The 14,036-nt window shown below is 39.5% G+C and carries 13 protein-coding genes and 1 tRNA gene; 11 read left to right on the top strand and 3 right to left on the bottom strand.

What is annotated here, in order from left to right; all coding sequences use genetic code 11:
- Window positions 1-133 precede the first annotated feature (133 nt).
- The 7 genes from iscU to iscX all read left to right on the top strand — a co-directional run bounded on the left by iscU (window position 134) and on the right by iscX (window position 4,810).
- Window positions 134-517, top strand: coding sequence for a Fe-S cluster assembly scaffold IscU (gene iscU, locus EV693_RS03875; RefSeq protein ID WP_132501071.1), 384 nt, complete (start codon window positions 134-136; stop codon window positions 515-517).
- Window positions 518-637: 120 nt separating this feature from the next.
- Window positions 638-961, top strand: a complete 324-nt coding sequence (gene iscA, locus EV693_RS03870) for an iron-sulfur cluster assembly protein IscA (protein WP_132501070.1) — start codon at window positions 638-640, stop codon at window positions 959-961.
- A gap of 34 nt (window positions 962-995) precedes the next feature.
- Window positions 996-1,514 (top strand): Fe-S protein assembly co-chaperone HscB, encoded by a 519-nt coding sequence (hscB, locus tag EV693_RS03865; RefSeq protein ID WP_132501069.1) that lies wholly within the window; start codon window positions 996-998, stop codon window positions 1,512-1,514.
- Window positions 1,515-1,580: 66 nt separating this feature from the next.
- Window positions 1,581-2,213 carry a DUF2625 family protein gene (locus EV693_RS03860; protein WP_132501068.1) on the top strand — a complete coding sequence of 211 codons (633 nt, stop codon included), beginning with the start codon at window positions 1,581-1,583 and terminating at the stop codon, window positions 2,211-2,213.
- Between the two features lie 38 nt (window positions 2,214-2,251).
- The gene (gene hscA / locus EV693_RS03855) at window positions 2,252-4,123 is read left to right on the top strand and encodes a Fe-S protein assembly chaperone HscA (protein WP_132501067.1); all 1,872 of its coding nucleotides are present in this window, start codon (window positions 2,252-2,254) and stop codon (window positions 4,121-4,123) included.
- 151 nt (window positions 4,124-4,274) lie between these two features.
- Window positions 4,275-4,616: an ISC system 2Fe-2S type ferredoxin gene (fdx, locus tag EV693_RS03850; RefSeq protein WP_132501066.1), complete on the top strand. Its 342-nt coding sequence runs from the start codon at window positions 4,275-4,277 to the stop codon at window positions 4,614-4,616.
- The gene (gene iscX, locus EV693_RS03845) at window positions 4,616-4,810 is read left to right on the top strand and encodes a Fe-S cluster assembly protein IscX (RefSeq protein WP_132501065.1); all 195 of its coding nucleotides are present in this window, start codon (window positions 4,616-4,618) and stop codon (window positions 4,808-4,810) included. Before fdx ends, iscX begins: the two co-directional genes overlap by 1 nt.
- A gap of 137 nt (window positions 4,811-4,947) precedes the next feature.
- Here the strand turns inward: iscX and EV693_RS03840 are convergent, their stop codons facing one another.
- The gene (locus EV693_RS03840; RefSeq protein WP_132501064.1) at window positions 4,948-7,722 is read right to left on the bottom strand and encodes a TonB-dependent receptor; all 2,775 of its coding nucleotides are present in this window, start codon (window positions 7,720-7,722) and stop codon (window positions 4,948-4,950) included.
- 228 nt (window positions 7,723-7,950) lie between these two features.
- Complete coding sequence (locus EV693_RS03835) at window positions 7,951-9,882, bottom strand: ABC transporter ATP-binding protein (RefSeq protein WP_132501063.1); 1,932 nt, start codon at window positions 9,880-9,882, stop codon at window positions 7,951-7,953.
- Window positions 9,883-9,961: 79 nt separating this feature from the next.
- On the opposite strand from EV693_RS03835, the gene EV693_RS03830 reads away from it, so the two are divergent.
- The 4 genes from EV693_RS03830 to EV693_RS03815 all read left to right on the top strand — a co-directional run bounded on the left by EV693_RS03830 (window position 9,962) and on the right by EV693_RS03815 (window position 12,784).
- The gene (locus EV693_RS03830; protein ID WP_132501062.1) at window positions 9,962-10,585 is read left to right on the top strand and encodes a MarC family protein; all 624 of its coding nucleotides are present in this window, start codon (window positions 9,962-9,964) and stop codon (window positions 10,583-10,585) included.
- A gap of 78 nt (window positions 10,586-10,663) precedes the next feature.
- Entirely contained in the window at window positions 10,664-11,893 is a 1,230-nt protein-coding gene (gene moeA, locus EV693_RS03825) for a molybdopterin molybdotransferase MoeA (protein WP_132501061.1), read from the top strand.
- Window positions 11,894-11,912: 19 nt separating this feature from the next.
- Window positions 11,913-12,665: a molybdopterin-synthase adenylyltransferase MoeB gene (gene moeB, locus EV693_RS03820; protein ID WP_132501060.1), complete on the top strand. Its 753-nt coding sequence runs from the start codon at window positions 11,913-11,915 to the stop codon at window positions 12,663-12,665.
- A gap of 43 nt (window positions 12,666-12,708) precedes the next feature.
- Window positions 12,709-12,784 (top strand) — tRNA-Asn (locus tag EV693_RS03815).
- A 207-nt stretch (window positions 12,785-12,991) separates the two neighbouring features.
- Here EV693_RS03815 and EV693_RS03810 read toward each other — a convergent pair.
- Window positions 12,992-14,032: a glycosyltransferase family 9 protein gene (locus tag EV693_RS03810; RefSeq protein WP_132501059.1), complete on the bottom strand. Its 1,041-nt coding sequence runs from the start codon at window positions 14,030-14,032 to the stop codon at window positions 12,992-12,994.
- Window positions 14,033-14,036: the final 4 nt, after the last annotated feature.

Genomic DNA, 14,036 nt, shown 5'->3' with positions numbered 1-14,036 from the left:
GCGTAATGCATGCGTCCTCTAACAAAATGAAGTCAATAAGGGGACACATGCAGTGCGTCCCTATAAGAAAATGTCTTATAACGAGATAAGTAGGGACACAATGTTTTGTGTTCCATAACAAAAGGAACAAAATATGGCATACAGTAAAAAAGTGATTGATCATTACGAAAATCCACGCAATGTGGGAACATTTGATAAAGATGCAGCCGATATTGGCACAGGGATGGTCGGTGCTCCCGCTTGTGGCGACATCTTACGTTTACAGATTAAAGTCAATGATTCAGGTATTATCGAAGATGCTCGCTTTAAGGCGTACGGTTGTGGTTCAGCAATTGCTTCTAGTTCTCTAATTACCGAGTTAGTTAAGGGTAAAACATTAGATGAAGCAGGGCAGATTAAAAATAGTGAAATTGCTGAAGAGCTGGAGTTACCTCCCGTAAAAGTACACTGTTCAATTTTAGCAGAAGATGCAATTAAGGCTGCCATTGCAGATTACAAAGAAAAAAACGGTAAATAACCAAACATAATACTATACAAGGTGGGCAATATGCCCACTGTTGTTTTTCTAGAATATAAGCTTTTAAAAGGCAAATGTACTTGCTGATTTTCTTGATTTAACAGATTAAAAGGAAAAAAGATGAGTATCACTCTTACAGAAACAGCGGCAAATCGTGTTAGAACTTTCCTTGATAACCGTGGTAAAGGGATTGGACTAAGGTTAGGAGTAAAAACATCTGGCTGTTCAGGATTAGCCTATGTGTTGGAATTTGTTGATGTGTTAAATGAAGATGATCATATATTTGAACAACACGGCGTAAATGTCATTGTTGATGAAAAAAGTCTCGTTTATTTATCTGGTACAGAACTAGATTTTGTTAAAGAAGGACTAAATGAAGGGTTTAAATACAACAACCCAAACGTAAAAAACGAATGCGGTTGTGGCGAAAGCTTTAACGTATAAAAATAGCAATATAAAAATTGGAAAGGATAATCAGATGAGCAACCCATTTTCTCTGTTTAATTTACCCGTGCAATTTTCGGTGGATCGCGAGCTGCTTTCTGAAAGATACCTCACATTACAAAAACAACTTCACCCCGATAATTTTGCTTCCCATTCCGTGCAAGAACAGCGTCTAGCGATACAAAAATCAGCTGAAATTAATGACGCTTTCCAAGTGTTAAAAAGCCCTGTTCGCCGTGCTGAATCGATCATTTTGATCAATACAGGGGAAACACAAAATGTTGAAGAAAAAAGTATGCGGGATATGGACTTCTTAATGCAACAGCTTGAGTGGCGTGAGAAACTTGAGCATATCGAACATACTCAAAATGAAACGGAATTGACGGTTTTTCTCAAACAGATTAATACACAAGAGGCAGTAATTATTGCTGAACTTGATGCAACACTTTCTGCAAAAAATTGGCAAAAAGCGACCGCTTTATGCGATAAGTTACGTTATATCCAAAAGCTTATCACTGAAATTGAGCGAGTTGAAGAAGCCTTTTTTGAATAGCTTGTTGCCTCTTGGGTAAAAAGAGGTTAATTAGAACAAGCGGTCAGATTCTAAGGAAATTTTGCAATGAGATCATTAGAAGAATTACTTGATAAACAATCGGCGTGGTTAATTTTGCGTGATTGGTTCGTTTCAGCCCAAAATCATTACGAAATTTTACCCAATTGTGCTGAAGAGGCAGAAAGGGCTCTTGTGGGAATGCAACTTTCTACTCGCTCGCCATTAGGAGCGATCCTATATGAAACAGGTGGTATTTTAATTGACCATGGTTGGCTACGTTTATTGGGTGCTGGACACGAAAAATTGCCACGAAGCTTATTTGAATGGAACTTTGGTAAAACTTTCCAGCAATCAGGTGAACAACCAAGCTATTTACTGGTGGCTGATGATGCTGTCGGTGGCTACTTTGCAATTAACGCAGGTGGTCTGGGAGCAGAAATGGGACTAATTTACTACCACAATCCAAAATCCAAAACGTGGGAATGCCTTAATCTAAGTTATTCAGAATTTGTCGGCTGGGCGTTAGCTGGCGATTTAGCGAATTTTTACCAAGATTTACGTTGGGATAACTGGCAAGTAAATATTAAAAAATTACAGGGTCATCAGGTATTAAATTTAACTCACAAAATTGCTATTCCAATAGAACGCCATTATCAAAATACATTTGCTACAGAGAATATGGGGTATTCGGTGGCATAAGTGGTCAGCATAGAGAAAAATTTGTAAAGGAAAGAGAAATGGCATTACTTCAAATCGCAGAACCAGGGCAGACAGCCGCACCTCATCAAGTAAAATTAGCGGTAGGAATTGACCTCGGTACAACCAATTCTTTAGTGGCGACTGTACGCAACGGCACAGCAGAGGTGTTATTAGATGAGCAAGAATGTGCGTTAATACCGTCTGTAGTCCATTATGGAAAAAATACGCAAGACAGTGAGAATAAAAAAATCGTTGGAGTAAAAGCCTTTGAAAAAGCCGCAGAAGATCCGCAAAATACGATCATTTCATCAAAACGCTTAATTGGGCGTTCGCTGGCAGATGTGCAGAGTCGCTATCCAAATTTACCTTACCAGTTTATAGCAAGCGATAACGGTTTGCCGCTATTAGCAACGGAACAAGGCAATAAAAGCCCTGTGGAAGTATCAGCAGATATTTTGAGTCATTTAAGCCAATTTGCTGAAAAGCGTTTAGCTGGCGAATTAGCAGGCGTGGTGATTACCGTGCCAGCTTATTTTGATGATGCACAACGCCAAAGCACTAAAGACGCCGCTCGCTTGGCTGGTTTAAACGTGCTGCGTTTGATTAACGAACCAACAGCAGCAGCGATTGCCTACGGTTTAGATAGCGGTCAAGAAGGCGTGATTGCTGTATATGATTTGGGCGGTGGTACCTTTGATATTTCGATCTTGCGCCTAAGTCGTGGCGTGTTTGAAGTGTTAGCAACGGCAGGCGATACTACTTTAGGTGGCGATGATTTTGACCATTTATTGGCAGATTGGATCGCAAAACAGGCTAGTGTAGCGGTACAAACCGCTAGCGAACAGCGTGAGCTTTTAACCCTTGCGACTCAAATCAAAATTGCTCTTTCACAAGCGGTCGAAACGGAAATAAAATTTGCAGATTGGCAAGGTTCGATAAGCCGTATGCAATTTAATGAGTTGATCCAACCGCTTGTTAAACGCTCACTGCTAACGTGTCGCCGTGCAATGAGAGATGCTGGCTTAGAAAATGAGGTTATCCATGAAGTGGTGATGGTAGGTGGTTCAACTCGTGTGCCATTTATACGTGAGCAAGTGGGCGAATTCTTCGGCAAAACACCACTTACCTCTATTGATCCTGATAAGGTTGTTGCATTAGGAGCGGCGATTCAAGCTGACATTTTGGTCGGCAACAAGCCAGAAAGTGAAATGTTACTGTTAGATGTGGTGCCACTTTCGCTCGGTATTGAAACAATGGGTGGCTTGGTGGAAAAAATTATTCCACGTAATACAACAATCCCTGTGGCAAGAGCACAAGAATTTACGACGTTTAAAGATGGTCAAACTGCGATGACTGTTCACGTTGTACAAGGTGAGAGAGAGTTAGTGAATGATAACCGCTCTTTAGCCCGTTTTACGCTACGAGGTATTCCACCAATGGTTGCAGGAAGTGCAACGGTGAGAGTGACTTACCAGGTTGATGCTGACGGCTTATTAAGTGTAACAGCAATGGAAAAATCAACAAAAGTACAGGCTTCGATTCAGATTAAACCCTCTTATGGTTTAACCGATGAAGAAATTACTCAAATGATTAAATCTTCAATGAGCAATGCCAAAGAAGATATGGAAGCCCGTCTGTTAGCAGAGCAACAAGTAGAAGCAGATCGAGTCATTGATAGCGTAGTCAATGCACTAAAAATAGATGGCGATGCGATTCTAACCAAAGACGAATTTAACGCAATTGAAGCTGCTCTGACGCATTTGATTGAATTAAAAAAAGGCACCGATCGTTTTGCCATTGCAGAAGGAACAAAAGCGTTAGATATTGCAACGCAAGAATTTGCAGCAAAACGCATGAATTTATCAATCCAAAAAGCTCTTGCTGGTAAAGCGGTTGATGAAATTATCTAACTTTTACTTCCCTCTTTTTAAAGAGGGACTTGGGAAATCAAAAACGTAATTTGCAAGAAAATCGGTAAAAATGACCGCTTGCAAGTGTGTGAAAATTTCCCTCTCGGCTCTTTTTGAGCAGAGACTATTTTGATGAACTAAAGAGGAAACTATGCCAAAAATTGTTTTTTTACCACACGAAGAATTTTGCCCAGAAGGAATGGTGATTGAGGCAGAAAGTGGAGCGAATTTATTAGAAGTGGCTCACGAAGCTGGTGTAGAAATCCATCACGCTTGTGATTGCTCTTGTGCGTGTACAACTTGCCACGTAGTTATTCGTGAAGGGTTTGACTCCCTTAATGATACTAGCGATCAAGAAGAAGACATGCTAGACAAGGCTTGGGGACTAGAGATGGATAGTCGTTTAAGCTGTCAATGTGTTGTAGGTGAGGAAGATCTTGTTGTGGAAATTCCAAAATATAATTTAAATCATGCAAATGAGGCGGCACACTAATGAAATGGACTGATACTCGAATGATTGCGGAAAATCTGTATGATATGAATCCAGATTTAGATCCTACTACGGTACGTTTTACTGATATGCACAAATGGATCTGCGAGATGGCAGATTTCGATGATGATCCCGAAGCATCAAATGAGCATATTCTTGAAGCAATTTTGACTATTTGGCTTGAAGAGTATGAGTAAGGAAAGTCGATAAAAAAATCTAAATTTATTTCTCTGCACTTTAAACGTTAGGTTAAGTTCAAACGATTAAGGTGCAGATTTTTTTATTATCTGCACCTTAAAGATTTAGCTAAGAATGTTCATTTTATTCACTGCTCTTAGAACTTCGCATTAATAGCAAACACAAAATTTCTACCCATTTGTGGTACATAGGGTAGGAACGAGTTGTGAATATAAATTTGCTCATTTAACAAGTTATTTGCTCGTAATGAGAACGTATAATCAACATTCTTAATTACCTTATTATAGTCGATACCTGCATTCACAAGGTTATAACCCTTAGTTTGAGTTTCTGTAACGTGTCTTGGAACCATTTTAAGATTATTTTTATTATAGGTATCAATCTTACAACCACTAGCATCACCACGTTTACAGCCTTTAGGGTTACGATCGTCGGGTCTAATTGCTATTGTTGAAGTAGAAACCCGTTTTTGTGCAAACATTTTGGTGTATTCTAGACTTGCTGACCAATTTTCATTGAAATAACCTTGCCAACGGAAACCTAAACGAATTGGTGGGACACGTGGTGCATTAGTTGCTGGACGAGCCAGTTTATCATAATCCTCATCGCCTGGTGTGGTAGTACCGTTTTTATAGACATTAACCTCAGTGAGGCACTCACTATCTTCATTGATACTAAACCATTCTTCTGCGGTTTTGGTTGTACAGCTGGCAGCTGTTGCATAATCTGGATTAGGGATAAACTTTCTGCCTTTGGGTATGACTTGTGGCACAGTATAGCCATCTTCATCAACACGCATTTGATCTGCATCTTCTGTCAGTTCGTGTTTAGTACCAGTAGGAAGTAATTTACCCACAACAGGTGAAAGTTTACCAATTTTTCCACGCACCACATCTCCAAAGAGCGTAATGGTATGATCAGGGTGGACCTGATAGTTTAACTCACCTTCTAAGCCATAGAATTTTGCAGTGGTTTGGTTATAACGACGTAGATAAAGATTGCCTTCTTTTTGCACATTTTCATTGAAAATATAATTGTCAAAGTCACTGTAATATCCGCTTGCTTTATACGTCAAGTTCTTGCCAGTATGACGAAATGCCAATTCGTAGTTATTCGATTTTTCTTTAACTAAATCTTTATTACCGTGTTCAAATGAGCTGGTAGCTAAATGATGCCCGTGATAATAAAGCTCCATTGGTGAAGGAATACGTTCATTATGCGAATAGGTGAAAGAGATGCGATTTTCTGGCGTGACGTCATAGGCAGCGGTAGCTGCGTATGATAATGCTCTTTGGCGAAAAGGTGCCATGAGTTTATCCAAGGTTTCTTGACTTTCTATTTCGTATACCTTGGGTCTGTTTGGATCTTGTGTCAAGCTTTTATAGGCGTGATCCAGCAGTTCTTTATCATAATGAACAGGTGTTTTTTGCTGTTCATAACGCATTGCCGCTTCTAGCGTTAATTGATCAAGCTTTAAGCGTTCTAAACCAAAAATACTTAAACTTTTATTGGTGTTAGGAACCAGCAAATATGGACGGTATCGGTTTACATTGTTTGCCTGAGCTTCTTCAAAAGCGGCTGCAGATTCAAAATAGCTAGGTAGGTAAGGCTCTCCTGCACTGGATTTTTGCGTTTGATATTGTATGCCAAACATACCGCTTAAATAATGGGTTGGCGTGTGGAAAAATTCTAGGCGACTATTAAAGCCTCTATTCTTGAACACAGAGCTGGCACTGCCCTTATCCAAAGTGGTATCACGACTGGCGGATTTGTAGTTACTGAAAGTTTGCTCATTACCTGGGTCTTTTTCATTGTGATGATAGTCAGCATAAGTTAGGCTAAGTTTGATTTTATCTAAGCCTCTAATCGGCTGTTTCAATTCACCACGAACATCATAACGCTTGGTTTTCATATCAATCCATGGTGTATCATGTTCATGGTTGACCTGAAAACCTAAGGGGTTGTCATGGCTTGGCTCATCGTGATCGTGCTTACAATGCGTGTGTGGATTGTCGCTATAATCCCTATCTGACATCAGATGTGGGTAAATATTCAGATAATAACGCCCAGAACCATAAAAGCTGAGAAAATGCTCTTTATTGCTGCCACAATGAATATGCCCTGGGATACTATACTTATCTTGTCGTTGGCTGTAAGATGCCCCCAAATAACCTTTATCGTGAATAAAGGAAAGTCCAACAGTACCCACAGTGGATTTATTGTCGCTACCTGGTAGATAATTTAGTGGTTTGTCTGCTTGGAAGTGGGGAACTTTATAATCGTTAGCCTTACGTTTTAAGCCTTCAACCCTAAGGGCAAGATGATCACCTATTCCCAGAGTAGCACCTGCGGTGGTTGCAATTTCATTACTCGCCGTGTTGTAGCGTACTAACGCTTCACCCTCGATATTAGGTATTACCGCACCAAATGGCATTTGGTTAGGAATACGTCCATCGACAACATTCACCACTCCAGCAGGCGAAGCTGTGCTGTATAGCAATGTATTCGCACCTCGTACAATTTCAACCTGACTAGCAAGCAAAGTATCTGCTGCCACCACATGATCAGGAGAAAGTGAAGAAACATCAATGACATCTGTACTATTTTGTAAGATTTTTACACGCACGCCATCTTGTCCACGTATAATTGGTTTACTCGCCCCCCCACCAAAAGGATTGGAATGCACTCCAAGTTCGCCTGCCAGTGCATTACCTAATGTTGCAGAGCGTGTTTTAAGGCTTGAGCGATCAATAACTTGATCGCTAATGTTCATTTTCCCATTGAGTATAGAGCCTGTTTTACCAGTACTCGCATTCACTTGAATTTCCTCTAGCTGCTCAACGTTATTTGCATTTGCACCATTGGCGGAAAAAAGTGCTAAAAATGCCAGCGTAATAGCGTTTTTTTTCATTATATTTCCTCAAAAATAAATCCCATAATTTTTATATGGGATAATTATAACTGTAATTCCATAAAAAAAAAGCGGATTATTTGTAAAGGTACTAGAAATGATAAAAAAATCCCTTGTATTATCGTTCCGTAACACTAATCTTTGTTGAGAGAATTTGATTTCTAGACTATATAATTGTAGGGTCGATCTTATTGATATTTATAAAACAAGTATTTTTCTAATCATTTGTCACTTGGTTTGGACGATGATATTCTCTAATTCCTCTTGCAAGGCTAACCATTGAAGTTCCAATTCTTCAACCTGTTTTTTAACACCAACTTGTTCAGATAATATTTGCGTCAATTTGGATTTATTCTCCGCTTGATAGATTTCAGGACTTGTAAGAACATTTTCTAAGGACGCTAATTTTTCAGTGAGTTGAGATAATTCCGTCTCTAACTGCGTTAATTTTTTGCGTAATGGGGCAGCCTGTTGGCGACGTTCCGCATCAAGTCGCTTTTGTTCTTTACGGTCCTTTTGCTGATAATTTTGTGAGCCATTTTCAGCAGAACAAGCACTTGAATTAACTGATTTTTTTGCAAATTCAAGTGTATTCTGTTCACTTAGCCATTTTTGATAATCGTCCAGATCCCCCTTAAATTCTGCCACCTCGCCATTATTAACAAGATAAAATTCATCAACTGTACTACGCAAGAGATGGCGGTCGTGTGAAACAATCACGAGTGAACCTTGATAGTGCGTAAGTGCTTCTGTGAGTGCTTGACGCATATCAAGATCGAGATGGTTTGTTGGTTCATCAAGTAATAAAAGATTTGGTCGTTGCCAAACAATGAGAGCCAGTACCAATCGAGCTTTTTCCCCTCCAGAAAATGTATGAACAGATTGCTTAACCTTATCGCCGTGAAAATCAAAACCGCCTAAATAATTACGCAGCTCTTGCTCCGCTTGTTCAGGTGCAAGGCGAGCTAAATGCCACAACGCATTTTCATCTGGACGTAGAGTGTCTAATTGATGCTGTGCAAAATAACCCAATTGCACACCTTTTGCCAGCTGTGTATGACCTGATTGTGCTTGAATTTCACCCGCAAGCAATTTAATCAGTGTCGATTTGCCTGCACCATTCTTACCAAGCAGTCCGATACGAGAACCAGGGACAAGATTTAATTTGATCGAATGCAAAATGGTAGTATCCGCATAGCCTGCACTGACTTTTTCCATAGCAAGTAATGGACTTGGTAGCGATAATGGCGATTTAAACGCAAAAGAAAAGGGGTTATCTAGATAGGCTGGTGCGATCAGTTCCATTTTTTCCAATGCTTTAACACGACTTTGTGCCTGTTTGGCTTTACTGGCTTTCGCTTTAAAGCGTGTAATAAATTGCTGTAAATGAGCAATTTTTTGCTGCTGCTGTTGATAAGCCGCATTTTGTTGAACCAATTTTGTGGCACGCTGAATTTCAAATGCACTGTAGTTGCCTGTGTAGTCGTGCAGTTTCTGCTGTTCTATATGTAACACTCGATTGATGATAGGATCGAGGAAATCACGGTCGTGCGAAATAAGCAAAAGTGTACCCCGATATTGCTCAAGCCAGCGTTCGAGCCAAATAACCGCATCTAAATCAAGATGGTTTGTCGGTTCATCAAGTAACAACAAATCAGAACGACAAATTAATGCTTGAGCGAGATTTAAACGCATTCGCCAACCACCTGAGAATGATTTCACAGGGAGGGTAAGTTGCTCCGTTGTAAAACCCAAGCCATTGAGCAATATTGCTGCTCGGGATTCTATTGTCCAAGCATCAATTTGATCTAGTTGTCCGTGGAGTAACGCAATTTGATTGCCGTTATTGTCTTCATTTGCTTGCTGCAGTCGTGCGATAAGCTGACAATACTCTCTGTCACCTTGAATAACATACTCTATTGCAGAAATGGCTAAGGCTGGCGTTTCCTGATTTACCCAAGCAATCGACCAGTGATGAGGATATTTTGCCTCTCCCCCTTCAGCAGTAAGTTCATTTTTTAATAAAGCAAACAGAGAGGATTTTCCACAGCCATTTTTTCCAACCAGTCCCACTTTCTGTCCTGTATGAATGGTCGTATTAGCCTGTTCAAGTAATATGCTTTGTCCACGTTTTAAGGTTAAATTTGTAAAAAAGATCATTGGAATTTGAATAATTTATTTTTTTTAAGGTTAATTTAATGCACAATAGCCCATCGTTTTATTTAGTCAAGGAAAGCTCATGTTTGATTCATTAATTGTACAATTTGTCGTACTTTGGGCAGTCATTGATCCAATCGGTTCAATTCCTGTTTATCTTGCTAAAACAGTCGGATTATCTCCTGAAGATCGCCACAAGATTGCACGCAATGCGATTATTATTTCCGCTGGCATTCTACTCTTTTTCTTAATGATAGGACAATGGCTGCTCGATGCAATGCAAATTCCACTTTCTGCTTTCCAAATTGCAGGGGGATTAGTCTTGCTTTTGTTTGCATTGTCAATGATCTTTGGAGAAAGTAAACAAGATCAAGAAATTAAAATGAAAAGTAACTTACACGAATTAGCTGTTTATCCGCTCGCTGTTCCCTCAATAGCTTCACCAGGGGCAATGATGGCAGTCGTGCTACTTACTGATAACCACCGTTATAGCTTTTCAGACCAAGTGATCACAACAGGCATAATGCTATCGGTATTACTCATCACCTTTTTATTGTTAATGGCCGCAAACCGTATTCAACATTTGATTGGTAATGCGGGTGCGGCAATTATTAGTCGAGTGATGGGCTTAATTCTTTGTGCGGTTGCAGTCAATAATATTTTACTTGGTCTGCGTGATTTCATTACACAATCAGGCACTGTCTAACCTTAAAAATCCTCTCTAATGAGAGGATTTTCGTTATTGATATTTACAGCTGTCCACGTCATTTATTAAGGAAAAATAATGTCTCTTTTTACCTTAGCTCAATCATTAACTCAGCTTTTGAACACTCTCCCCTCACCAACACAATGTGAATATATCAACCTAGATCAAGCGGTCAATCGAGTATTGGCTGAAGATATTTTTTCTCCTATTTCCATACCAAGATTTGATAATTCAGCAATGGACGGTTATGCGATACGTTTTGCTGATTTAAATCAGCATCAGCATTTCACTGTCGTGGGAAAAGCCTTTGCAGGGCGACCATTTGAAGGACAAATTGGCATTGGAGAATGTGTCAGAATAATGACAGGAGCCTGTATTCCAACTGGAGCGGACACCGTTGTAATGCAAGAAAATACCAAACTTGATGCTCAGGGCAAGATCACTTTCCTAACGCTGCCAAAATGCAATGCCAATATTCGCCATTGTGGAGAAGATATTTTACAAGGAGCATTAGTACTAAAAAAAGGGACAAAACTTAACGTAACAACCTTGCCGCTATTGGCTTCACTCGGCATTGAACGTGTAGCCGTTTTCTCTCGTATCAAAGTAGCTATTCTTTCAACAGGCGATGAATTAGTCAGCGTCGGAAAACCGTTAAAAACAGGACAAATTTACGATACCAATCGTTTTACCATACGTTTAATGTTAGAAAAATTACACTGCGAAATCATTGATTACGGTGTTTTGCCTGATTGCTCTGAACAGATTGAACGAGTGTTCTGCCAAGCTCAAGAGGCTGCTGATGTGCTAATTACCAGCGGTGGTGTTTCAGTTGGCGAGGCTGATTTTACGAAAGATGTGCTTGAAAAATTGGGCAAAATTAACTTCTGGAAAATTGCGATGAAACCTGGTAAGCCCTTCGCTTTTGGAAAGCTTAATAAAACGTGGTTTTTTGGTCTACCTGGCAACCCTGTTTCAGCATTAGTAACATTTTATCAGTTGGTGCAACCTGCATTACTCAAACTAGCGGGCGTTTCAGCAGAAAAAATTGCAAATTTTTCACCGAATTTAACCGCTTGTACCACAGAGCCTCTAAAAAAAGCCGTAGGGAGACAAGATTTCCAACGAGGTTTTTATTATACCAATGCTCAAGGAAAATTAGAGGTAAAAAGTATTGGCACGCAAGGATCACATATCTTTAGTGCTTTCCAAGAAAGTAATTGCTTTATTGTACTTGAGCAGGAACGAGCTGACGTGCAAGCTGGCGAAACGGTAACCATTCAACCGTTTAATCACCTCCTCAATTAACCCAGATTATAGAATAGCTATGGAACTAACCGATCACGAAATGCTGCGTTACAATCGTCAAATTATGCTAAAAAGCGTCGATTTTGACGGACAAGAAAAACTCAAAGCCAGTCGAGTGCTGATTGTTGGGCTAGGCGGGCTGGGGTGTGCTTGCTCACAATATTTAGCAAGTACTGGCGTGGGCAATCTGACATTAGTCGATTTCGATACAATCTCATTATCTAATCTACAGCGTCAAATTTTATACACTGATGAAGATATTGGACAGCCCAAAGTGGATATTGCCAAACAGTGCTTGCAAAGATTAAATCCCAATATTTGTATTGAAAAAATCTGTGCTAAATTGACTTCAGAACAGTGGCAGAGATTAATTCCAAAGTTTGATGTGATTGTAGATTGCACGGATAATGTCGATATTCGTAATATACTAAATTTGCAATGTTTTTCACATAAACGACCGCTTATATCAGGCTCGGCAATCCGTTTTGAAGGACAAATTAGTGTGTTTACCTATCAAAAAGATGAGTCTTGCTACCAATGTTTGAGCCAACTATTCGGTGAAAGTGTATTAAGTTGTGTAGAATCAGGCGTTATTGCACCCATTGTTGGTGTGATTGGCAGCTTGCAGGCATTAGAAACAATTAAAGTACTGTTGCAAATTGGTAAAACCTTATCAGGCAAATTATTGATCATTGACGGATTAAATTTTTCCGTGCGTGAATTTCTGCTACCGAAACAAAATTGTTCAGTATGTGGAGAGATTAAAAGCTGAGATTGACAGCTAAATCCAATTAGTCTACTATCAGTAACTCTTTTCCTCCTTAGTTCAGTCGGTAGAACGGTGGACTGTTAATCCATATGTCGCTGGTTCGAGTCCAGCAGGAGGAGCCAACATTTCTCCTTATTTTTGCTTTTAATCTTTGTTTTATTTGTCTCCTTTTATAAAACAGTCATTCATTACTGAATCAGATTAAAAGCTGGCTCTCGGACTTTCTGAGAGTCTTTTTTTATCTGAAATTCTTGAACCGACTGATACGATGATTTACATGGAAAAACAACCATCATTTCAAATTTAATGAAAATCCATCATTTGAATATTTATACGCCTCTATTACCCCATATTTTATCAATAAATAATAAAATGTGAGGCAGGGCTTGCTCAATAGAGATTTTCTTTAAATTCATTTGCGAAGCCTTGTCAGAGGGTGCAGCAAAAGCAATATGCTTATTTGGATCATTAATCGGCTGCCAACGTCTTGGAGTTGCTGACAAGCGGCTTGGATAAAATCCAATCGTTGGCACGTTTAACGCTCCTGCGATATGAAGCGGTCCTGTTGAGCAAGCTATCATTAAATCTGCACAAGCTAATGATAAACTAAAATCTTCTAGTCCTTCATTTTGGTCATAAACAACTACATTAGAGTGATTGATTTTTTTCTGCAACAAGCGAGCCTTTTCTCCCTCATTTTTGCCAGCAGTTAGCACAACAACACATTGATGTCGATTCAAAATACCTTGAATTAACTCTGCAAATTGCTCTACTGACAGCGCACTGGCAGATCCCCCCGTTGAACTGTGTAAAAACAGCCATTTACAAGCGGTCGAAATAGACAAATTTTTTGCAAGTTTGTGTCGCTGAAAAATTATCTTTGCGGCTGAAAATTGCAAATAAGGAAATGTAGGTTCAATAGGTACTACATTATGATCGGTCAAAAAAGCACGCACTAAATCAAGGTTATATTCGCTTTCTGATTTTTCTGAACGGGATCGTCGTTGAGTTAAACGGTGATTATACAAAAACTGAAACAGCTTCGTTGCAGGGGCAAGGCGATAACGAATACCACTTCGCCAAGTTAATTTGGCATTATACCAACTTGATACAAAACAAATCACCGCATCAAATTGTTCTACTTTGATCGTTTGCAAAATACGCTGAAATTCTGCAGGATTATTTTTGTCCTGTGTATCTAGAATAATCTGATCTATGGACGGACAAAGCTTGGCTAGTGGGGCGGTATAATCTGGCACTAATGCAGCTATTTCAACATTTGGTAAAGACTGCTTTAACATAGCAAAAGCAGGGAAATTCACCATAAAATCGCCAATTTTATCATTACGAATCACTAAAATCTTCTTCATTCTT

The organism is Nicoletella semolina, assembly GCF_004345745.1.
GTDB lineage: Bacteria > Pseudomonadota > Gammaproteobacteria > Enterobacterales > Pasteurellaceae > Nicoletella > Nicoletella semolina.
Note: the sequence above shows the minus strand (reverse complement) of the source record. Positions and strands in the feature narration are given on the sequence as shown.

Excerpts from the sequence above, each read along its gene's own strand:
- iscU (WP_132501071.1), top strand. The coding sequence starts at position 134 with ATGGCATACAGTAAAAAAGTGATTGATCATTACGAAAATCCACGCAAT.
- iscA (WP_132501070.1), top strand. The coding sequence starts at position 638 with ATGAGTATCACTCTTACAGAAACAGCGGCAAATCGTGTTAGAACTTTC.
- hscB (WP_132501069.1), top strand. The coding sequence starts at position 996 with ATGAGCAACCCATTTTCTCTGTTTAATTTACCCGTGCAATTTTCGGTG.
- EV693_RS03860 (WP_132501068.1), top strand. The coding sequence starts at position 1,581 with ATGAGATCATTAGAAGAATTACTTGATAAACAATCGGCGTGGTTAATT.
- hscA (WP_132501067.1), top strand. The coding sequence starts at position 2,252 with ATGGCATTACTTCAAATCGCAGAACCAGGGCAGACAGCCGCACCTCAT.
- fdx (WP_132501066.1), top strand. The coding sequence starts at position 4,275 with ATGCCAAAAATTGTTTTTTTACCACACGAAGAATTTTGCCCAGAAGGA.
- iscX (WP_132501065.1), top strand. The coding sequence starts at position 4,616 with ATGAAATGGACTGATACTCGAATGATTGCGGAAAATCTGTATGATATG.
- EV693_RS03840 (WP_132501064.1), bottom strand. The coding sequence starts at position 7,722 with ATGAAAAAAAACGCTATTACGCTGGCATTTTTAGCACTTTTTTCCGCC.
- EV693_RS03835 (WP_132501063.1), bottom strand. The coding sequence starts at position 9,882 with ATGATCTTTTTTACAAATTTAACCTTAAAACGTGGACAAAGCATATTA.
- EV693_RS03830 (WP_132501062.1), top strand. The coding sequence starts at position 9,962 with ATGTTTGATTCATTAATTGTACAATTTGTCGTACTTTGGGCAGTCATT.
- moeA (WP_132501061.1), top strand. The coding sequence starts at position 10,664 with ATGTCTCTTTTTACCTTAGCTCAATCATTAACTCAGCTTTTGAACACT.
- moeB (WP_132501060.1), top strand. The coding sequence starts at position 11,913 with ATGGAACTAACCGATCACGAAATGCTGCGTTACAATCGTCAAATTATG.
- EV693_RS03810 (WP_132501059.1), bottom strand. The coding sequence starts at position 14,032 with ATGAAGAAGATTTTAGTGATTCGTAATGATAAAATTGGCGATTTTATG.